This window comes from Mucilaginibacter terrae (assembly GCF_042679325.1).
Lineage (GTDB): Bacteria > Bacteroidota > Bacteroidia > Sphingobacteriales > Sphingobacteriaceae > Mucilaginibacter > Mucilaginibacter terrae.
The window spans coordinates 93,890-113,954 of record NZ_JBHTMJ010000003.1 but is presented as its reverse complement, the minus strand read 5'-3'; the positions used below and the strand labels follow the sequence as shown (position 1 = coordinate 113,954).

Genomic DNA, 20,065 nt, shown 5'->3' with positions numbered 1-20,065 from the left:
TTAAAACAGCAAAGGGCTTTATCTAAGCTCTTGGTTCTTGACTCTTGTCTCTTGAGTTTTTGCTTTGAAATGCGAACGCTTATTGATATACTTACACATAATTTTTTTGATCTTTACAGATTATTTGACACAAAACATCCATGGGTTTATTTAATTTTTTTACACAAGAGGTTGCTATTGATTTAGGAACTGCGAATACCCTGATTATACATAACGATAAAGTGGTGGTTGATGAACCTTCCATTGTAGCTTTTGATCGAAAGACCAATAAAGTTATAGCCATTGGCCGCCAGGCTATGCAAATGGAGGGTAAAACCCATGATAATATACGTACTGTACGTCCTTTAAAAGATGGTGTAATTGCCGATTTTGACGCCGCCGAGCACATGATACGGGGTATGATCAAAATGATTAACAAAGGTAAGGGCTGGTTTTTCCCGTCGTTACGTATGGTGATCTGTATCCCATCGGGTATTACCGAGGTAGAAAAACGCGCCGTACACCAAAGTGCCGAAATTGCAGGCGCTAAGGAAGTGTACCTTATACACGAGCCTATGGCTGCCGCGGTAGGTATAGGTATTGATGTAGAGGAGCCTATGGGCAACATGATTATTGATATTGGTGGTGGTACTACCGAAATTGCAGTTATTGCCTTATCCGGTATCGTATGCGATCAGTCTATCCGCGTGGCGGGCGATAACTTCGACTCCGATATTGTTCAGTACATCCGCCGTCAGCATAATATAATGATCGGCGACCGTACGGCCGAAAAAATCAAAATTGAAGTGGGTGCCGCCTTGCCCGAACTGGCCGATCCACCGGCAGATTTTGCGGTACAGGGCCGCGACCTGATGACCGGCGTACCCAAACAGATCACCGTATCGTACACCGAAATAGCCCATTGCCTGGATAAATCTATCTCAAAAATTGAGGAAGCTATCCTTAAAGCGCTGGAGATCACCCCTCCTGAGCTATCGGCCGATATTTACCAAACCGGTATTTACTTAACCGGCGGTGGCGCCTTGCTGCGTGGCCTGGATAAACGTGTAGCCGCCAAAACCAAACTACCCGTACACGTAGCCGAAGATCCGCTGCGCGCTGTGGTACGCGGTACAGGTACAGCTCTTAAAAACATCGGTAATTATAAATTTTTAATGCAATAGTTTGGTGAGTGGTTGAATGGTTGATTAGTTAAGTAGTTGTTAAAACTTTTAGCTGAGCCATTCAACTACTCAACCACTCACTAATCAACCACTCTCCATTCCATGCGTAACCTCTTGATTTTCATTAGCAAGTACAACGCATTTTTTTTGTTCCTTATATTTGAAATTTCGGCGCTGGTTATTTACGTAAAGTACAATTCTTTTCAGCGGGCTACTTACATTAATACCACCAACCAGGTTACCGGTAACTTATATGGCCGCGTTAGCGAGCTCAACAGCTACCTGGCCCTAAAAGAAGTGAACGACAGCCTGGCTACCGAAAACGCCCGGTTACGTAACTCGCTCAAATCATCGTATTATATTGATACACTGGCTAGACACACGGTGATTGACAGCACCTACAAGCAACAGTATGTATATACCGAAGCAAGGGTAATTAACAATACCGTAAACAAGCGTAATAATTACATTACTATTTTAAAAGGAAGTAAAGATGGTATTGCAAAAGGCATGGGGGTAATTAGCAATGCGGGTGTGGTTGGTAAAATTATTTATACCGGCGAACATATATCTTTAATACAGTCCCTTTTACATAAAGATGCCAAAGTGAGTGCCATGCTGGCCGATACCAAAGATATTGGCAGCTTAATTTGGGGCGACGATCTTAACCCGCGTAAAGGCCTGCTAACCGATGTGCCTAACCATGTTAAGCCACGTATAGGCCAGCGGGTGGTTACCTCTACTTACTCCGATTTGTACCCGGCAGGTATATCCCTGGGCAAGGTAAGCAACCTTCATGCTAAAGGAGGCGGCTTTTTTTTAAATATGGAGATCGATTTTTCGGTTGATTTCAATAAACTGCAATACGTTTACGTTGTGAACAATAAACTGGCCTTAGAACGGGCGGGACTGGAGGCTCAGGAAAAACAAGATGAGTAGAGTATTGCTTTTTAACCTCATACGCTTTGTGGTGCTGGTATTGCTGCAGGTTTTTTTATTAAAGAATATCAGCCTGTATAACCTGTCGGTACCTTACCTGTACATTCTGTTTGTTTTACTGCTACCCTTTGAAATACCTAACCTTTTATTGTTCCTGCTATCGTTTATACTCGGTTTAACCATCGATGCTTTTTATGATACGCCCGGTTTACATGCCGCAGCTTGTGTGGTACTGGCCTTTGTGAGGATTTTGTTCATTAGCATCACCGTACAAAAAGACGGCTTTGATAACGAACCCGAGCCTACTTTAGGCAATATGGGATTTCGCTGGTTTTTCACTTATGCCGCCGTGCTCATTTTGTTCCATCATTTCTTTTTGTTCAACCTCGAAGTATTTCGCTTATCCGAAATACAATTTACCTTACTGCGTTTTATATCAAGTTCGGTTTTTACGCTATTTTTGGTGTTAATATCAAGCTTCTTGTTTTACAGAAGAAAAGAACGCTAAAAGCAAATTTAAATATAAGCGGTTATTTTTGGATGTCATCCTGAACTTGTTGAAGGATTGCAACGCATACAGGTGTTTGACAGGCTCTCAAACCGACACATTTAATTGAAAATATTATAAGAATAACTTATAAATGAATAATTATTTCGAGCGACGCTACGTAATTACCGGCATATTTATAACTCTTACCATTATATTGCTTGGCCGGTTATTTTATATACAAATTGTTGACGACCGTTATACCCTGTTCGCTAACCGTAATGTGCTGCGTACCACCATTGTGTACCCTGCCCGTGGCGCTATATTAGACCGTAACGGTAAAATACTGGTACAAAACGAACCCGTGTACGATATTATGGTAATACCTAAACAGGTAGTGCCTTTTGATACACTGGAGTTTTGCCGCATGATAGGGATTGATAAGGCAGGCTTCGATAAACGCTTTTCTAAAGCTAAAAAATACTCTCCTTACCGTGCCTCCATTTTTGAGAAGCAAATTTCTGTACGGGTTTACGCCCCTTTTCAGGAACGGCTGTCTGACTTTGCAGGTTTTTATGTACAGCCACGTACTGTACGTACCTACCCCGACTCTGTTGCAGCACAGTTTTTAGGTTACATTGGCGAGGCGAGCGACAAAGCCATTGAACGCTCGGGAGGCTATTACCGCCCCGGCGATTACATTGGTATAGCCGGTGTTGAAAAATCATTTGAAGATGTACTGCGCGGGCAGCGGGGTGTAAAAAACCAGATGGTAGATTCGCGCAATGTAGCTAAAGGACAATTTGCCAACGGAGCTTACGATACGGCCGCTGTGGCAGGTGAGCCATTAACCTCCTCGTTAGATTTGCGGATACAAAAGCTGGGTGAGCAACTGATGCATAACAAAGTGGGCAGTATTGTAGCCATTGAACCGGCAACCGGCGAGATCCTGGCCTTTATAAGCAGCCCTACATATAATCCTAACCTGTTGGTTGGCCGCGAACGGGGAAATAATATTTCAAAAATGTATAAAGACCCCTACAGTCCGCTGCTGGTACGGCCAATAGGGGCGCGTTACCCTCCGGGTTCATCATTTAAGCCCTTAGATGGCTTAATTGCTTTACAGGAAGGTATTATAACCCCTCAAACTACGTTCTTTTGTCCGCACTACTATCAGGCCGGCAATCACCCGGTAAAATGTGAACATTATGATGGGGTAACCGATTTGCGTAAGGCCATAGCACAATCATGCAATACCTATTTTTGCTACGTTTTCGATAGGTTGATGAACGCTAACGGTGCCCGTAATATACGCTCCAACCTTACTGCCTGGAAGGAGAAAGTGAACAAGTTTGGTTTTGGAGTAAAACTGGATGTAGAGCTGCCCTTCGAGTCACGGGGTAACGTGCCCACCCCTTTACACTTCGATAATGTATTCGGCAAAAACAAGTGGCGATCGAGTTCCATTATATCGTTAGCCATAGGTCAGGGCGAACTCCTCTCCACCCCCTTGCAAATGGCTAACATCGAAGCTACCATTGCCAACCGCGGCTTTTACTACAAACCCCATTTAATTAAGGCCGTTGGCGATAAAAAAATAACCAAAACCGAATACACCACCAAAAATGAGGTAGGGATAGATCCTATATACTTTGAGCCCATTATTGATGGTATGCAGGATGTGGTTGACCGGGGTACGGCAGTTCAGGCACGCATTCCTGGTATAGTGATGTGTGGCAAAACCGGTACCGTGCAAAACCCGCGTGGTAAAAACCATTCGGTATTTGTGGCCTTCGCCCCGCGCGATAATCCTAAAATAGCTATTGCCGTAATTGTGGAAAATGGCGGCTACGGTTCATCATGGGCAGCGCCTATAGCCAGTTATATGATTGAAAAATACCTGCGCGATACCATCACCAAACCCAGGGCAGAGGTTGAGTATATTATAAACGCCAACCTGCTGCCGCCGCCGCCGGGATGGAAACCTCCGGTTAAAAAACTAACCCGTAAAGATAGTTTACGCCATGATAGTATCCGTAAAGACAGCCTTAAAAAACTCAAAGCCGATACTACCCAAAAGAAAATCGAACTGAAATCGGCCTCCCGTAAAAGCAGGAACGATAGTATAAATAAGATCCTTGCTTACCAACCTAAGCGTAAAGAAGATGAATAACCAGCGCAGCTTTTTTTTTAACGTAGACTGGTTAACGGTGCTTATATATCTTTGTCTATGCACTGTTGGCTGGTTTAACATCCATGCCGCCGTGTTTGATGATACGCATCCCAATATTATTGACCTCGACACCAATTATGGCAAGCAGTTCATTTTTATTATAACGGGTATTATATTAGGTATAGTCATCTTATTACTCGATAGCCGCTTTTTTAATGGCCTGGCACCCGTTTTTTATGGCGGCACGGTAATACTGCTAATAATTGTGCTGGTGGTTGGCCGTAATGTGGGTGGCAACCAAGCCTGGATTCCCTTAGGATCGTTCCGGCTGCAGCCCTCCGAGTTTGCCAAATTCAGCACCTGTTTACTGCTGGCCCGTTACCTCAGTGGCGTAAACATCCGTGTTACGGAGATTAAATCTTTTTTTATGGCTGCCGGTATTATTGCCCTGCCTATGCTGCTCATAATGCTACAGCCCGATACGGGTTCTACCTTGGTGTTTTGTTCGCTCATTTTCGTATTATACCGTGAAGGCTTATCACCCTGGTTTTTGATTATTACCGGCTTGCTTATAGCCTTGTTCGTATTTTCTTTACTGTTTAACCAGCTTTATTTAATCGGTATCCTGGTCGTTTTAACGGTAGGAGCCATCTTCCTGTTCCGCCTGCGCCGCGAAAGTGTTGTTGGCTTGGTTGGGGGCTTGGTGCTCGCTATAGCTTTTATATTCAGTGTAAATTTCTTATATCACAACGTACTGCAACCGCATCAAAAATCGCGTATCGATGAGCTGTTGGGCATTTCCAGCGATTTACGTGGTGCCGGCTATAACGTGAACCAAAGTAAAATAGCCATAGGTTCGGGCAAGTTATGGGGCAAGGGTTATTTGCAGGGTACCCAAACCAAATACTCGTTTGTTCCGGCGCAAAGCACCGATTTTATTTTTTGCACCATAGGCGAAGAATGGGGATTTGCCGGTTCGGTGGTGGTTATCGGCTTGTTCATGTTCCTGCTCCTGCGCATCATTATTATGGCGGAACGACAGCGATCCCCCTTCTCCCGCATTTACGGCTACGGGGTGGCCTCCATTATTTTCTTCCACGTTATTATCAATGTAGGCATGACCATAGGCTTGGTGCCGGTTATTGGCATACCCCTGCCCTTCATCAGCTACGGCGGATCATCTTTGTGGAGCTTTACGATATTACTGTTTATCCTGATTAAGCTGGATTCGAACAGGTTGGGTCATGTGTTGTAGGGGATGATTCAATTTAAGATTTAAACCCAAATCACAATGGACATTATCAATCTTATTAGTGAATTTTCAAAGTTGAGAGCCAATGTAAATACTCATATTAGCTCTTTAAAATCATCTTTCAACGATGAAAATGAATTTTGGTTAAAAGTAGAGGCGATGGACAAAGCCGTATTGCTTGATAATAAAGCAATAAATATTATAGCAGATGCTATGCAAATGGTTAATAATAAAGAGAGATTAAAATCATTTGATCTGAGTGATATAAAACGTTATACCAGTTATTAATAAAATATTATCCGAATGATATTCAATATCAAATTGATTTAATTGATTTTACTGATAGTGTTTTGGATAATGAAGACGAAGCACAAAAGTTAGCAAAGACGACGATTAGCTTAATAGATGAAAAAAAAGCTTATTTAAGCAAATTCATCAATAAGCAAGAATATGCTGTATAATCCTCTGCTGGCGCAAGTTGCAACTCGAGACTATAATAGAAAAAACATTTTGGGCGTTACCCTCCGGGTCAGGCTATCCGTTGCAAGTCCTCATTGCGCTACGCTTCATTCCGGGCTTTCCACTGCTATCCTTAACGCAGCTTCCAGCAGCAAACATTCAGTGTTTTGGATTACCAACCGCAAATCAATTCTGAAAATTCTTTAATTGCTCTAATTCCGGTTCAAACGAGTTGCGTAACTTAAAACCTTTCCCTAACTTGTTACTCCAAACCAACCTTAAACTATGGAAACTTACGACATACGCCAGGACGATTACATTGCCAATGCAGCCGAATTTGCCCAGCCTATATTGATTCATTTACGCCAGCTGATCCATGATGCCGCCCCGCAAATACAAGAAACCATGAAGTGGAGTATGCCTTTTTATGATTACAAAGGGCCGGTTTGCCAGTTAGCTGGCTTTAAACAGCACTGCACGTTCGGTTTTTGGAAAGGTTCGCTTTTATCCGACCAGCATAACATACTGGAAAGAAGCGAGGCCATGGGCCACTTAGGCCGTATTACTACTTTGGCCGGTTTGCCGACAGATGAGATCCTGATACAGTATATTCAAGAAGCGGTGGAATTGAATGAAAAGGGTGTCAAGATCGTTAAAGCTAAAAGCACAGTTAAAACTCCCTTGGTTGTTCCCGGTTACTTTGCAGATCTTTTAAAAGAGCATCCACAGGCTGAAATCCAGTTTAACGCCTACAGCTATTCCCACAAAAAAGAATACCTGGAATGGATCACCGAAGCTAAAACCGAGGCTACCCGTCAAAAGCGTATGCTCACCGCTATACAGTGGCTGAGTGAGGTAGTTCGAGGCATTGGAAGCAGCAGTAAAGAATAACATATTATGGTTAAATAATTACACTGGCAACATGCTAAACTTTATAATACATGGTCATCTCGAACTATTATGAGAAATCTTGTTAAAGTATGCATACCAATTGTCATACAAGCAAGATTTCCCGTTATCACTCGAAATGACAGGGTGAGTTAAGGTATATCGACCACTATGACCCATCAACATAAGTGCAATTTGCGTTAGGGATAGCCCGGCCGGAGGCAACGCCCAAATTCTTTTTCACTCGTGCTGAGTTTGGTGAAGCACTCACCGCCTTGCTAAGCCTTATACAGGCTCAGACTGACAGCTTTCAATAATTTGACAATTGGTTAATCTACAATGTACCCTGATATTCTTTCTGCAGATCCCGCAAACAATTAACACACAAACAACCATCGTATAGTTCGCTTACGTATTGTACCTCGTTAATGGTGAGGTACACGTTGCTGCACTGGCATTTGGTATAAGAATTAGCTTTGCATTCAAAAGGGGCGTTGCAACGGTCGCAATGAATAGTTTCATGCTTTTGAAAAACTACAGACATGCTGCAAATATAAAACAGGCTGTATCATATATTGGTGATACAACCTGTTTTATTTATAAAAAACTAACAAAGGGGTAAGTTAGTGTAGTTGTTAAAAGTTAAATACGTAAGCAGCACGCAAAGCTATAAAGCTTACGTAGCTATTTTGATGATTGATGTTTTCGTAACGAAAAGAAAAATCAAGGTGGTTGGTTTCATAGCCAATTGAAGGTGCTAAAAATTTACTGAAATTTGAGCCCGATCTGGCATCGATATAAGGATCGGCAAAAGCTATACCCACTTCGCCACCTAAATAAAACTCAGGTAAGAAATATGCTTTAGCTCCTAAGCGTACAGGTATTAATTTAAGATCGGGACGAAGTGTAGGGTTGGTACCATATACCCGGCTGTTATCAGCTGTAATAACCGCGTATCCTAAACCAAAGGTTAAACCTAAATTCTGTGTAACATCATACTGAAATTTCGCCGATATGCCGATGCCCGGATTATAAGTTTTACTGCCGGGATTGATATTGTATAATCCATCGACACCCGCGTTAACGTGAAATTCGTATTGACTGTAACGCTCATTATTACCAAGTAGCTGAGCATTAACAGTGGTTGCGCTTAAAATGGCGGCAAATAGGATTAGTAAACGTAAATAATTCTTCATGGCCAAATGTGATGATTTATAATACGAATGTAATCGTAATAATTAACATTTGCATAAAATATTTATTTTTATTGTAGAAAATACTAAAATTGTAACTTCTAATTAGAATTTTATCAATAAAGTATGCATATAGATGTAATTTGCCATTATCATCTGATTTCTTAACAATTAACTAACAGTTATAAAACCAAAAAAACGGCCATTGCAAAAACAATGGCCGTTTTAAAATACGTTGAACAGCTATTACAATTTAAAGCCATATGCTAAACGTGCAGCAACCATACCGTAGTTAAAGTTTTGTCCCGAGTAGTTCTCATAACGAACACCTAAATCAACATTGGTCCAAGAATAACCAACACCAGGCGATAATATTAATTTAGTGCTGCCACCGCTGTTTGTTTCAAAACCGGCACCTACCTCGCCACCTACATAAAAGCCTGAACCTGTATAAGCTTTAATACCTGCTTTTACTGGCACCATACCTATATCCTGTCCTTTTTGTGAATAAGTAACATTACCTATAGTGCTCGAATAGGTTTTAGCAAAAAAGTTATAATATCCGCTGGTTAATGTAAATGCTGTGCTGTTATTAATTCCATATTGTAAACGCGCAGTACCACCCAGGGCAAAGTTCGAGTAATCTTTCAGGTCACCTGTAGGTACGCCGGCTTCAACACCAATGCCAAATCTCCAGGCATTAGCAGGAGTAGTACTTTGTGCGCTTACAGTATTTGCTGTAAATAAAGAGGCAACGGCAAATGTAGCAGCTGCTATAATTTTCGATAAATTTTTCATAATTGTGTTTCTTAGATTATTGTTTGTTTTTCAAGTAACGTACAATATTGTACACACTGCACTTAACAAATACTTTGCCATTAGTTACGGCAAACCCTTAAACCCAGCCTGCAATGCTTTGTTTGAAATTTTTACTTAATTTTATTCCATTAATGCTTATAAGCATGTGGTTGATATTCAGGTGGGTTAATATTTTTATATTAGGGCAATTTGTAAAGCATCATGGTAATGTTAAAATATATAAGGAATAGCTTTTTCATTGTAACGTTGCTATTCATCAGCTGTACTGTTTTTGCACAGCGCAGTTTTGTAAGCGTTAAAGGACATCAATTTTATAAAGACTCAAAGCCTTACTCCTATTTGGGCGCCAACTACTGGTATGGCGGCTTGCTAAGCGCAGTTAAAGGCGAGGCAGGTAAAATTCGCCTGCAACAAGAGCTTGATTTTTTGAAAAAGAACGGAATTACCAACTTGCGGGTATTGGTAGCGGCCGAAGGCAAACCGGGTAATTATTTTTATAGCGTAGCCGAAACCGCACAGCCCGAACAGGGCAAATTTAATGATCAAATACTGAAAGGCTTAGACTACTTTTTACAGCAGTTAGGCAAACGCCAGATGACGGCCATATTGTTTTTAACCAATAACTGGCAATGGAGCGGCGGTTTCGATCAGTATTTACAATGGAATGGCTACGGACCCGGCCCCTTACCTAATACCGCGGGTTATACGTGGGACAAAAACAAAGCATACACCTCCAAATTTTACACTTGCGACCCTTGTAAAACAGCGCTTAATGACTATATAACTTATATTATAAAACGCACCAATAGCTACACCGGTAAAAAATACATCGAGGATACCGCCATTATGGCCTGGGAACTGGCTAACGAGCCACGCCCCATGATGAGCAATAGTAACGATGCTTATTTAAACTGGATAAGCAACACAGCCGGTTTAATCAAAAGCCTGGACAAAAACCATTTGGTTACCACAGGCAGCGAGGGCGATATAGCGAGCGATTTTGACAAAGACATATTTACTAAAGCCCACAGCAATAAGAGCATCGACTATCTGACCATTCATATATGGCCGAAAAACTGGAGTTGGTATAAGGACACTTCTATAAATGCGGGTTTTAACGATGTACTAAAAAACACCAAAGATTATATAGACCGCCATGTAGCTATTGCCCAACAGTTAAACAAACCTCTGGTAATAGAAGAATTTGGCCTGCCCCGCGATACACATAGCTTTAGCCCCGAGGTTGGCACCACCTGGCGTAATAAGTATTATAACTACATATTTTCCTTATGGAAAAACAGCACAGTAAACGCAGGCGTAATTAACGGGGTTAACTTTTGGGCGGCAGGCGGTATTGCCAAAGCAAATTCTGCGCAAAAGTACTGGTGGAAACCCGGCGATGATTACATGGGCGATCCGCCGCAGGAAGAACAGGGATTATATTCGGTATTTAATAGTGATGCCGCTACCTGGGATGTAATCAGGAAATATACAGGCAAATAACTATTGGTATAATTGAAGTGAGGGCGTTTCCCTGCGGGCCGGGCTTTATGCTTATACTTCACAGGCCTTAGCCATAGGGGCCGGTATCCGCGCCAATCCCTTACGCAAACTTACCTGAGCTATGCCCAGTTATGCCGATGAATATCGGTATCGCACGCAATAAGCCATAGACCATACCAGTGCTGGCCATTTTAAATGCGATGCCGACATTCATCGGCATAATGGTTAATTATTTTCACCTGTTGAGGTGTCCACGCTCAGGTAAGGGCAATCGCCCATAATATATGTTTGCCTTGAAGCGTGAACACCCTGATGGATAACATTCAAATTAAAGCACATAAAAAAAGCGCCATTGCAGGCTTGCAATGGCGCTTACAGTAAATTTCATTTAAGATCAAGCCCCATGAACGGCTGGCGTTTCTCCATCCTTGCTGTCACGGTCTTCCTTATTTTTTTGCAGTTCGGCCAGTTTCTCTTTACCGTAAGCAAACTTAGTAATGAGATAATACAATACCGGTACAATAAATATAGCCATGGATGTAGCAGCTAACATACCGCCAAACACTGTCCAGCCAATAGTTTTACGCGCCTCGGCGCCTGCACCTGCCGAAAACAGCAACGGTACCACACCTAATATAAAGGCCAGCGAGGTCATAATGATGGGCCTTAACCTCAGCCTTACCGCTTCCAGCACGGCCTGTTCCAGTTCATGCCCGGCATCTACCCGTTCCTTGGCAAACTCTACGATCAAAATCGCGTTCTTGGCCGAAAGCCCGATGAGCGTAATTAAACCTATTTGTGCGTAAACGTTATTGTTCAAACTTGGTAAAAATGTTAAAAACAAGATGGCCCCGAACGCGCCCAACGGTACGGCTAACAGTACCGAAAACGGTACCGACCAGCTTTCGTACAAAGCGGCTAAAAATAGGAACACAAAACCTATTGATAAGGCAAAAATATACACTGTTTTAGAACCCGATAACATTTCCTCGCGGCTCAGGCCCGAAAACTCGTAACCATAACCTTCGGGTAAATACTGTGCCGCGGTTTCCTCCAAAGCCTTAATAGCGTCGCCGCTACTATAACCGGCGTTAGGACTACCGTTAATTTCGGCAGAACGAAACAAGTTGTAGTGCGAGATCAATGGCGCATTTTCAATTACTTTGTATGAAGTTAACGTACTTAACGGCACCATAGTACCGGTAGAGTTACGCACAAAATACTGCCCCAGGTTCTGAATACTGGTTCGGTACGCGGTATCGGCCTGGGCAACTACCCTAAAATTACGTCCATAAGTGGTGAAATCGTTAATGTACGCGCTACCCAGATAAGTTTGAATTGCATTATTAATATCAGAAATTTGAATACCCAAACGTTTCGCCTTTTCGCGGTCAACTATTAACTGGTAGGCGGGCGTACGGGCAGTGAAGAAAGAGAACGATCTTGCAATTTCGGGGCGTTTACTCAAAGCAGCAATAAAGCCCTGCAATGTTTTTTCAAACACCTTAATATCACCACCTGCTTGTTTTTCTTCTAATATAAACGAGAAACCTGCGGTGTTACCCAAACCCGGTATGGCTGGTGGTTGAATAACTACCACACTCGCTTCTTTGTATTTTGCCAGTCGTTGCTGCATTTTAGCAACAATTCCGGCCGCATTTTCACCATCGCCTTTACGTTCGTCCCAGGGTTTCAGCTGCACAAAAACGGTAGCACTGTTTGATTTGGTAGCAAAGTTAACCGCATTTAAACCGCCCAAACCTGCATAATGCCCAACACCCGGTATGCTATCCAGCGTACCCATAACCCGTTTAAGCATATCAACCGTTCGTTGTGATGACGAGCCTTCAGGCAAATCGAACGTAACAAAGATCCGGCCTTCATCTTCAATAGGTAAAAACCCGGACGGTTTACCTTTAAATAGCAGTACGGTTCCTACAATAACGCAAACCAATAATATGATCACCAGTTTAAATGCCTTTATGCTTTTATCTACCCCGTTACCATAGCGATTGGTAACCTTGCCAAACCAAACGTTAAATTTATGGAAAAACCTATCCAGCCAACCGGTAGAGTTTTCATCTATTTTGTGAGGCTTTAATAAGATGGTACACAGTGCCGGTGTTAAGGACAAAGCCACAAAAGCCGATATTAAAACCGAAATAGCGATGGTGATAGCAAACTGCTGATACAACCTGCCCACAATACCCGGCACAAAGCCTACAGGTACAAACACTGCCGCCAAAATTAAGGCGATAGCTATTACCGGTGCCGATATATCGCGCATGGCATGCTCGGTAGCCTCCCGCGGCGACATACCCTCTTCATCCATATAATGCTGCACGGCTTCCACCACCACAATGGCATCATCCACCACTATACCAATAGCCAGTACGAAACCAAACAAGGTTAGTGTATTAATAGTAAAATGCAACGGAATAAAGAAGATGAACGTACCTATAATAGATACCGGGATAGCCAGTACGGGGATCAATGTTGCTCTCCAGCTCTGCAAAAACAGGAATACCACGATAATTACCAGCGCTAAGGCTTCCACCAAAGTATGTATAACTTCCTCTACCGATACCTTTACCACCGTTACCGATTCAAATGGAACTATATAATCCACATCGGCCGGGAAAGTCTTTTTCAAGGTTTCCATGGTAGCATAAACCCCTTCGGCTGTTTCGAGCGAGTTACTATTTGGCGCCTGGTAAACCAGCAGGTAAGATGCCCTTTTGCCATCAACAAATGAGTTACCACTATAGTTAAACTTACCCAACTCTACGCGTGCTACATCTTTTAAATGTACCAGTGCACCAGTGGCCGGCTGGGTGCGTACAATAACATTTTCAAATTCTTCGGGCTTCACCAAACGGCCCTTGGTAAGTACGGTGTACTCAAAAGTTTGTCCGTTAAGCTGTGGGGGCGCACCTACGGTACCGGCTGCTACCTGTACGTTTTGTTCTTGCAAAGCACCGGTTACATCGGCAGCGGTCATGCCGTACGAGGCCAGTTTATCGGGCTTCAGCCAAATACGCATACTAAAGTCATCGGCACGGGTAAACACGTCGCCCACACCTTTGGTACGCAATAGTGCGTCGCGTACAAAAACGTTGGTATAGTTGTCAATATAAGTAACATCATGCGTTCCTTTCGGGGCGTAAATGGCTACCAGCATCAATATACTCGGGTTACGCTTACGTACGGTTAAACCCAAACGCTGTACTTCTTGCGGTAAGGTTGGCTGCGCTATGCTTACCCGGTTTTGCACATCCAGGGCGGCAATATTAATGTCGGTACCTACTTCAAAGTTTACCGTCATGCTCATTTGGCCGTTACCGGTACTGTTACTTTGCAGGTAGGTCATGCCTGGTGTACCGTTAACCTGTACCTCTACAGGTGTGGCAACGGTTTGCTCTACCGTTAAGGCATCGGCCCCGGTATAGTTACCCGTAACCTGTACGGTTGGCGGTGTAATATCAGGGTATTGCCCAATGGGCAGGCTCATTATAGCCAATATACCTACTATTACAATCACTAAGGAGATGACAATAGCAGTAACAGGCCGTTTTATAAATACATCTGCGATCATAATAATAATCTTTTTAGCCCCCTCTAAATCTCCCCCGGGAGGGGAGACTTTAATAAATATTTATAGCCCTCCCTCCCGGGGAGGGTTTGGGAGTGGCTTATTGTTTAGGTTTTTCGGCTGGTTTGCCTCCAGCCGCACCGCCTTGTGCCGGTGCCGCACCTAAAGTAACCTTACCCCCATCTTTTAAACGCTGAAAGCCATCAGTTATCACTTTTTCCCCTTCTTTTAGGCCGGTCATAATCACTACTTTATCGCTAATACGGGGGCCTAAGGTAATTTTACGTTGCTGGGCTATGGTATCGCGTTTGTTTTGCGGAGCAGCCTTTTCATCTTTGCCCTGAGGCGGCGCGGCAACTGTATCACGGGTAACAAATACAAAGTACTCACCCATTTGCTCGGTTACTGCTTTATATGGGATCTGCACCCTATCGCCCGATTCATCGTTGAGTACGTTTAATACCGCGCTCATGCCATCGCGCAAGCTATCTTGCGGATTACTGAACTTAACCCTTACTTTAACCGTACCTGTTAAACTGTTAACACCACGATCTATAGCGTAAATGCGGCCTACCTGGTTATACATACCGCCGCTGCTCAACTTTAAGCGAAAAGTACTGTCGGTTGTTTTGCGTTGCAATTTGTAAAAGCGGTCAACATTTTGTTCGTTGATAGTTATATCGGCACCAATAGGGTTTTCGCTCGATATGGTATTTAACAGCGTTGTACCTGGTGTTACCTGCGCACCCAGCCTTACCTGCGAAATACCTATACGTCCGGTAAACGGTGCCCTGATCTGTGAATAAGAAAGGTTAGTTAGAGCCGTAGTAACCCCTGCCCTGGCCGATTCTACCTGAGCTTGGTTTGTAGCCAAAGTAGCTACCGATTGGTCGTATGTTTGACGGGCTACCGCATCTTGCTTCAGCAAAAATGCATAACGGTCTGCATCTTTCTGTGCGCGAACCAGGTTAGCCTGGGCGCTCGAAAGGTTAGCTTTGGCCTGCTGGTAAGCAGCCTCAAAGTTGCGGCGGTCTATCTCATAAAGTATTTTACCTTTAGGTACCACTTCCCCTTCTTTAAAGTTAATTGCGGTTATAAAACCGGTAACCTGCGCACGGAGTTCAACGCTGCTTAGCGCTACCACGGTGGCCTGGTATTGATCGTAATAAGTAGCATTAACCACTTTGGCTTCGGCAACACTCACCGAGGTAGGCGGCGGGCCGGCAGCGGCTGCACTTTTATCTTCTTTGCTTTTGCAGCCGGCCCACAATAACATGGCTAACGGAACGGCTGATAAGGTATATATTGTTTTCATAAATGTTTTATGGTTATTGTACCGGTAAAGTACCTAATGCTCTTTGCAAATCAATTTTACTGGATAGTACCTGGAACAAGGCGGTGTAATAATTAAGCTCTGCGGTACGCAAATCGGTTTGCGCTACAATAAGATCCAGGTAGGTTTTAATACCTTCCCTGTATTGCAGGCTTACCACTTTGTAAACATCGCGCGCCAGCTCTACGTTTTGCCCCAAAAAGCGATAGTTGCTCAGGTTACTTTTATAGTTAGCCAACGCTTGTGTGTATTCAGTATTGATAGCATTTCGTGTATTTTCCAAATCGAGGTCAACACGTTCAACCTGCAAGCGGGCCTTACTTAGGTTCTTTAAACGCCGCCCGCCCTGAAATATAGGCAGGGCAATACTCAGGCCAACCAGCGATGTTGGATAGGCGTTGCTGTACAGGTTAGAAAACTGATCATTAAAGTACAATACATTATATGAGCCTACAGCCGAAAGTGATGGAAGAAAACCGTATTTGTAATAACTCACATTAACGTTCTGCAAATTCTTTTGTGTTTGCAGCAAGCTGTATTCAATGCGGTTATTTACGTTAAGGTTTTGATTGGTATCTACAGCTATTTCACGCTGTAAGCGGGTAGAATCATATATTACGTTCAACGGTTTTTGCGGATAATAACCCATGAGCTGCTTTAAATAAGCAACGCGGCTATTCACGCTTTCCTGTAATTGCTTGCGCGTAGCCAAAGAATTATTTAAACCGATAGTAGCTTGTTTGGCATCTATTTTATCGGTAACACCGGCTGTATAGCGCGAATTGGCATCCTTTAAATTGCGTTGCAAACGGGCGATGTCTCCATTGATGATATCCAGCTGACGTTGCGATAGCAGTACATCATAAAATGCCTTGCTTACGTTAGATACGACATCAATTTTAGCACTTTGTGTATTTTTTTTATAGTATTGGCGGGAATACTTAGAGGCCTTGGAAGCTTGCCACACATCGTTATTGTATAACACCTGGCTGGCTTGCAAACCTAATGACGAAACGTTATTGGCCAGGGCTAAATTAGCTTGCTGAATTCCTCCGGCCGTACCACCCGTACCTGTACCGCCGGTGCCTGTACCCGTACCACCCGTACCTGTACCGCCGGTGCCTGTTCCGCCGGTGCCTGTGCCACCAGTAGTACCGGTTCCGGCTCCAATAGTGGCTCTTTGAAGGTAACGCTGATAACTACCTGATGAATTGATTTGAGGTAACCATGCCGATAGGCTAATACCTATATCGCGCTCGTTAATATCTTCATCAATATTAGCCTGGCGTACCGCAGGTTGATTGCGCAAGGCATAGTCAATACACTGCTGAAGTGTTAAAGAAGCACTCAATGAATCCCTGGTTGTTTGTGCAAAAACCGTTTGCGAGATAAACAAAGAAAAAATTAGAAAGCAATATCGATTAATGTTTTTCATAAAATAACATCCATGAACACCTACAGAACGTAAGTAATAAATATAAGTTTTTCGTAAATTAGAATTTGATGAGGGACAAACTTGCGGTTTTAGTAAAGAAACGGCTTGATTGCACAAAAATTTTACATTGAGATGCAATTACACTCAGTGTTAAAAAGTTTAGCATTTTTATCACTTTTTAAAATTCTGTGATAGTGAATTATAAAATTTTTGATTACTTTGCCGGATAGATTATAAAGTGCAATACCGATATAATAAACTTTAGTTAATATTAAGTTAACCACATTATTTTAAAATTTTACATATCAAGTATAAATTTTAAACTTTATGATTGGTATTTTTACAAAAAATTTAAGCAGGGTTAATACATGCGTAAAAAACTACATGATAAAATTGCTCAGTTTACAGATGCCGATGACATCCGAAAGATGGGTTTGTACCCGTTTTTCAGACCAATCACTTCTGGACAGGATACTGAAGTAATTATTGATGGACAACGGGTGCTGATGTTTGGTTCTAACTCTTATTTAGGTTTAACCAACCATCCTAAAATCAAAGAAGCTTCTAACAGGGCAACAAATCAATATGGTACAGGTTGTGCCGGTTCAAGGTTTTTGAACGGAACACTTGATATACACATAGAATTAGAGAACAGATTAGCTGCCTATGTAGGCAAAGAAGCTGCCGTACTTTTCAGTACCGGTTTCCAGGTTAATTTAGGCGTATTATCATGCCTAACCGGCCGTAATGATTATTTAATACTTGACGAGTATGACCACGCCTCTATTATTGATGGATGCCGGTTATCATTTTCAAAGGTTATTAAATACGCGCATAATGATATGCAGGACTTGGCCAGGAAACTTGCCATGCTGCCCGAAGAAGCAGTTAAATTAATTGCCGTTGATGGTGTATTTAGCATGGAAGGCGATATTGTTAAGCTACCGGAGCTTGCCGCCATTGCCGACCAGTACGGAGCCAACATTATGGTTGATGATGCACATAGCTTAGGTGTTATTGGCCACAAAGGTGCCGGTACAGCTTCCCATTTTGGCATGACCGATGATGTGGATATTATAGGTGGAACTTTCAGTAAGTCATTTGCATCATTAGGCGGCTTTGTTGCCAGCGATGCTACAACAATTGACTATTTAAAGCATCGTGCCCGTTCGTTGATGTTTAGTGCCAGTATGACACCGGCATCAGCAGCCAGCGTACTTGCCGCACTCGATATTATTGAAAGCGAGCCGGAACGTATTGAAAAATTATGGGACAATACCAATTACGCCATGAAATTACTGCTTGAAGAAGGCTTTGACCTTGGCCCAACCGAAAGCCCGATATTGCCTATATACGTACGCGATAACGCCAAAACCTTTATGGTGACCAAATACCTGCAGGATGCCGGTGTATTTGTTAACCCTGTGGTATCACCTGCAGTGCCTTCCGATTCGTCTTTACTTCGCTTCTCGTTAATGGCAACGCATACTTTTGCTCAAATAGACGAAGCTGTTGATAAAATTGCAAAAGTATTTAAAGAGGTAGGCGTAACTACCGTTAAAGAAAAAATATGATCAAGATAATTGCGGTAAGTTCTAAAAAAGAACTTGCCGCTTTCATTGACTTTCCACATGATTTGTACAAAAATGATCCAAATTATGTACCGGAACTGTTTATCGCCCAGCGCGATCTGCTCACTACCCACCCCTTTCACGAACATAACAGCCTGCAATGCTTTTTAGCCTACAAAGGCAAGCAGCTTGTTGGCCGTATTACTGCCATACTCAATAATACCCACAACGAATTTAATAAAGCCAATGATGGCTTTTTTGGCTTTTTTGATTGTATTAACGAAACTGAGGTTGCAATAGCACTTTTTAATACGGCTACCCAATGGCTGCTTAATAAAAAGGTAAGCACGATGATAGGTCCGGTTAATTTTTCTACCAATGAAACCTGTGGCTTGCTGATACAAGGTTTTGATTCGCCGCCTATGGTGATGATGACCTATAACGCGCCTTATTACGCCCACCTGATTGAAAATGCCGGTTTAACTAAAAAGGTAGACCTAATTGCTTTCAGTTTTGGTGCCGAAGGCTACGACGATAAATCGTTACGCTTGCTGGAAGTTTTGCAAACGCGTTTGCAGCGCAACAAAATTGTGATCCGCAAGATCAACATGAAAAAGTTTCAGGAAGAAGCCGATGCCATTGCCTCGGTTTACAACTCGGCATGGGAGCATAATACGCTTTCGGTGCCTATGAATAAAAAGGAGTTCGACTACCTGGCTAAAGACCTGAAGATGCTGCTCGATCCCGATTTTTGTGTGATTGCCGAGCAGGAAGGTAAAATTGTAGGCGTTGGGTTAGCCATCCCCAACCTCAACGAAGTTTTAATTAAAGTGAAAAGAGGCCGCTTACTGCCCACCGGTATTTTTAAGATCTTGTTAGGTAAAAAGAAGATTCAGGGCATCCGTATTATGATATTGGGGGTTATTGACGGCTACCGCAAGCAAGGTATTGAAGCCTGTTTATATGGTACCATTATTAAAGAATACCGACGCAAAAACTTAAAATACGCCGAAGCATCTTGGACGTTAGAACATAATGACCTGGTAAATAACGCCATTAAGGCTATTAACGGCCAACCCTATAAAAAGTACCGTATTTACGAAAAAGCAATACAAGCTTAACCGCATTATTTGAGCTATATGTTCATACAATATACAAAGCGCTTACAGGGATAAAACTTTTTTGAAATACATTTGATGCTGCTTTACAATACCAACCTAAAGCCGCATTACAACAAAAATAAATGGCACTGCCATTT

General features: G+C 42.7%; 16 protein-coding genes. 10 read left to right on the top strand and 6 right to left on the bottom strand.

The window, feature by feature from the left end; all coding sequences use genetic code 11:
* The first annotated feature begins 140 nt into the window (after positions 1–140).
* The 7 genes from ACFQ3S_RS02520 (at position 141) to ACFQ3S_RS02490 (ending at position 7,364) form a co-directional block, all read left to right on the top strand.
* Complete coding sequence (locus tag ACFQ3S_RS02520) at positions 141–1,163, top strand: rod shape-determining protein (protein WP_188413107.1); 1,023 nt, start codon at positions 141–143, stop codon at positions 1,161–1,163.
* A 102-nt stretch (positions 1,164–1,265) separates the two neighbouring features.
* Positions 1,266–2,102, top strand: coding sequence for a rod shape-determining protein MreC (mreC, locus tag ACFQ3S_RS02515; RefSeq protein WP_377160919.1), 837 nt, complete (start codon positions 1,266–1,268; stop codon positions 2,100–2,102).
* A complete protein-coding gene (locus ACFQ3S_RS02510) occupies positions 2,095–2,610 on the top strand; it encodes a rod shape-determining protein MreD (protein WP_377160917.1) in 516 nt (171 codons plus the stop codon). The genes mreC and ACFQ3S_RS02510 overlap by 8 nt, the downstream gene beginning before the upstream one ends.
* Before the next feature lie 133 nt (positions 2,611–2,743).
* Positions 2,744–4,762 carry a penicillin-binding protein 2 gene (gene mrdA, locus ACFQ3S_RS02505; RefSeq protein WP_377160915.1) on the top strand — a complete coding sequence of 673 codons (2,019 nt, stop codon included), beginning with the start codon at positions 2,744–2,746 and terminating at the stop codon, positions 4,760–4,762.
* Positions 4,755–6,017, top strand: coding sequence for a rod shape-determining protein RodA (gene rodA, locus ACFQ3S_RS02500; protein WP_377160913.1), 1,263 nt, complete (start codon positions 4,755–4,757; stop codon positions 6,015–6,017). Before mrdA ends, rodA begins: the two co-directional genes overlap by 8 nt.
* Before the next feature lie 36 nt (positions 6,018–6,053).
* Positions 6,054–6,302, top strand: a complete 249-nt coding sequence (locus tag ACFQ3S_RS02495; protein WP_377160911.1) for a hypothetical protein — start codon at positions 6,054–6,056, stop codon at positions 6,300–6,302.
* A 456-nt stretch (positions 6,303–6,758) separates the two neighbouring features.
* On the top strand, positions 6,759–7,364 hold the full coding sequence (locus ACFQ3S_RS02490) for a YdeI/OmpD-associated family protein (RefSeq protein ID WP_377160909.1): 606 nt from the start codon (positions 6,759–6,761) through the stop codon (positions 7,362–7,364).
* A gap of 331 nt (positions 7,365–7,695) precedes the next feature.
* Here the strand turns inward: ACFQ3S_RS02490 and ACFQ3S_RS02485 are convergent, their stop codons facing one another.
* From ACFQ3S_RS02485 to ACFQ3S_RS02475, 3 genes are all read right to left on the bottom strand, one after another.
* Entirely contained in the window at positions 7,696–7,905 is a 210-nt protein-coding gene (locus tag ACFQ3S_RS02485) for a cysteine-rich CWC family protein (protein WP_377160907.1), read from the bottom strand.
* A gap of 91 nt (positions 7,906–7,996) precedes the next feature.
* Positions 7,997–8,557: an outer membrane beta-barrel protein gene (locus ACFQ3S_RS02480; protein ID WP_377160905.1), complete on the bottom strand. Its 561-nt coding sequence runs from the start codon at positions 8,555–8,557 to the stop codon at positions 7,997–7,999.
* A gap of 243 nt (positions 8,558–8,800) precedes the next feature.
* Entirely contained in the window at positions 8,801–9,352 is a 552-nt protein-coding gene (locus tag ACFQ3S_RS02475; protein ID WP_377160903.1) for a hypothetical protein, read from the bottom strand.
* Positions 9,353–9,580: 228 nt separating this feature from the next.
* On the opposite strand from ACFQ3S_RS02475, the gene ACFQ3S_RS02470 reads away from it, so the two are divergent.
* Positions 9,581–10,876: a glycoside hydrolase 5 family protein gene (locus ACFQ3S_RS02470; protein WP_377160901.1), complete on the top strand. Its 1,296-nt coding sequence runs from the start codon at positions 9,581–9,583 to the stop codon at positions 10,874–10,876.
* A gap of 394 nt (positions 10,877–11,270) precedes the next feature.
* On the opposite strand, the gene ACFQ3S_RS02465 is transcribed toward ACFQ3S_RS02470, so the two are convergent.
* The 3 genes from ACFQ3S_RS02465 to ACFQ3S_RS02455 form a co-directional block, all read right to left on the bottom strand.
* Positions 11,271–14,471 (bottom strand): efflux RND transporter permease subunit, encoded by a 3,201-nt coding sequence (locus tag ACFQ3S_RS02465; RefSeq protein WP_377160899.1) that lies wholly within the window; start codon positions 14,469–14,471, stop codon positions 11,271–11,273.
* A 97-nt stretch (positions 14,472–14,568) separates the two neighbouring features.
* Positions 14,569–15,783 (bottom strand): efflux RND transporter periplasmic adaptor subunit, encoded by a 1,215-nt coding sequence (locus ACFQ3S_RS02460; protein ID WP_377160897.1) that lies wholly within the window; start codon positions 15,781–15,783, stop codon positions 14,569–14,571.
* A 13-nt stretch (positions 15,784–15,796) separates the two neighbouring features.
* Complete coding sequence (locus ACFQ3S_RS02455; protein ID WP_377160895.1) at positions 15,797–17,152, bottom strand: TolC family protein; 1,356 nt, start codon at positions 17,150–17,152, stop codon at positions 15,797–15,799.
* A 452-nt stretch (positions 17,153–17,604) separates the two neighbouring features.
* Between ACFQ3S_RS02455 and spt the strand changes: the two genes are divergently transcribed.
* Both spt and ACFQ3S_RS02445 read left to right on the top strand, forming a co-directional pair.
* On the top strand, positions 17,605–18,810 hold the full coding sequence (spt, locus tag ACFQ3S_RS02450) for a serine palmitoyltransferase (RefSeq protein ID WP_377160893.1): 1,206 nt from the start codon (positions 17,605–17,607) through the stop codon (positions 18,808–18,810).
* Positions 18,807–19,928 (top strand): hypothetical protein, encoded by a 1,122-nt coding sequence (locus ACFQ3S_RS02445; protein WP_377160891.1) that lies wholly within the window; start codon positions 18,807–18,809, stop codon positions 19,926–19,928. Before spt ends, ACFQ3S_RS02445 begins: the two co-directional genes overlap by 4 nt.
* Positions 19,929–20,065: the final 137 nt, after the last annotated feature.

What these genes read in the sequence shown, in the direction of transcription:
- ACFQ3S_RS02520 (WP_188413107.1), top strand. Translation starts at nt 141, where the DNA reads ATGGGTTTATTTAATTTTTTTACACAAGAGGTTGCTATTGATTTAGGA.
- mreC (WP_377160919.1), top strand. Translation starts at nt 1,266, where the DNA reads ATGCGTAACCTCTTGATTTTCATTAGCAAGTACAACGCATTTTTTTTG.
- ACFQ3S_RS02510 (WP_377160917.1), top strand. Translation starts at nt 2,095, where the DNA reads ATGAGTAGAGTATTGCTTTTTAACCTCATACGCTTTGTGGTGCTGGTA.
- mrdA (WP_377160915.1), top strand. Translation starts at nt 2,744, where the DNA reads ATGAATAATTATTTCGAGCGACGCTACGTAATTACCGGCATATTTATA.
- rodA (WP_377160913.1), top strand. Translation starts at nt 4,755, where the DNA reads ATGAATAACCAGCGCAGCTTTTTTTTTAACGTAGACTGGTTAACGGTG.
- ACFQ3S_RS02495 (WP_377160911.1), top strand. Translation starts at nt 6,054, where the DNA reads ATGGACATTATCAATCTTATTAGTGAATTTTCAAAGTTGAGAGCCAAT.
- ACFQ3S_RS02490 (WP_377160909.1), top strand. Translation starts at nt 6,759, where the DNA reads ATGGAAACTTACGACATACGCCAGGACGATTACATTGCCAATGCAGCC.
- ACFQ3S_RS02485 (WP_377160907.1), bottom strand. Translation starts at nt 7,905, where the DNA reads ATGTCTGTAGTTTTTCAAAAGCATGAAACTATTCATTGCGACCGTTGC.
- ACFQ3S_RS02480 (WP_377160905.1), bottom strand. Translation starts at nt 8,557, where the DNA reads ATGAAGAATTATTTACGTTTACTAATCCTATTTGCCGCCATTTTAAGC.
- ACFQ3S_RS02475 (WP_377160903.1), bottom strand. Translation starts at nt 9,352, where the DNA reads ATGAAAAATTTATCGAAAATTATAGCAGCTGCTACATTTGCCGTTGCC.
- ACFQ3S_RS02470 (WP_377160901.1), top strand. Translation starts at nt 9,581, where the DNA reads ATGTTAAAATATATAAGGAATAGCTTTTTCATTGTAACGTTGCTATTC.
- ACFQ3S_RS02465 (WP_377160899.1), bottom strand. Translation starts at nt 14,471, where the DNA reads ATGATCGCAGATGTATTTATAAAACGGCCTGTTACTGCTATTGTCATC.
- ACFQ3S_RS02460 (WP_377160897.1), bottom strand. Translation starts at nt 15,783, where the DNA reads ATGAAAACAATATATACCTTATCAGCCGTTCCGTTAGCCATGTTATTG.
- spt (WP_377160893.1), top strand. Translation starts at nt 17,605, where the DNA reads ATGCGTAAAAAACTACATGATAAAATTGCTCAGTTTACAGATGCCGAT.
- ACFQ3S_RS02445 (WP_377160891.1), top strand. Translation starts at nt 18,807, where the DNA reads ATGATCAAGATAATTGCGGTAAGTTCTAAAAAAGAACTTGCCGCTTTC.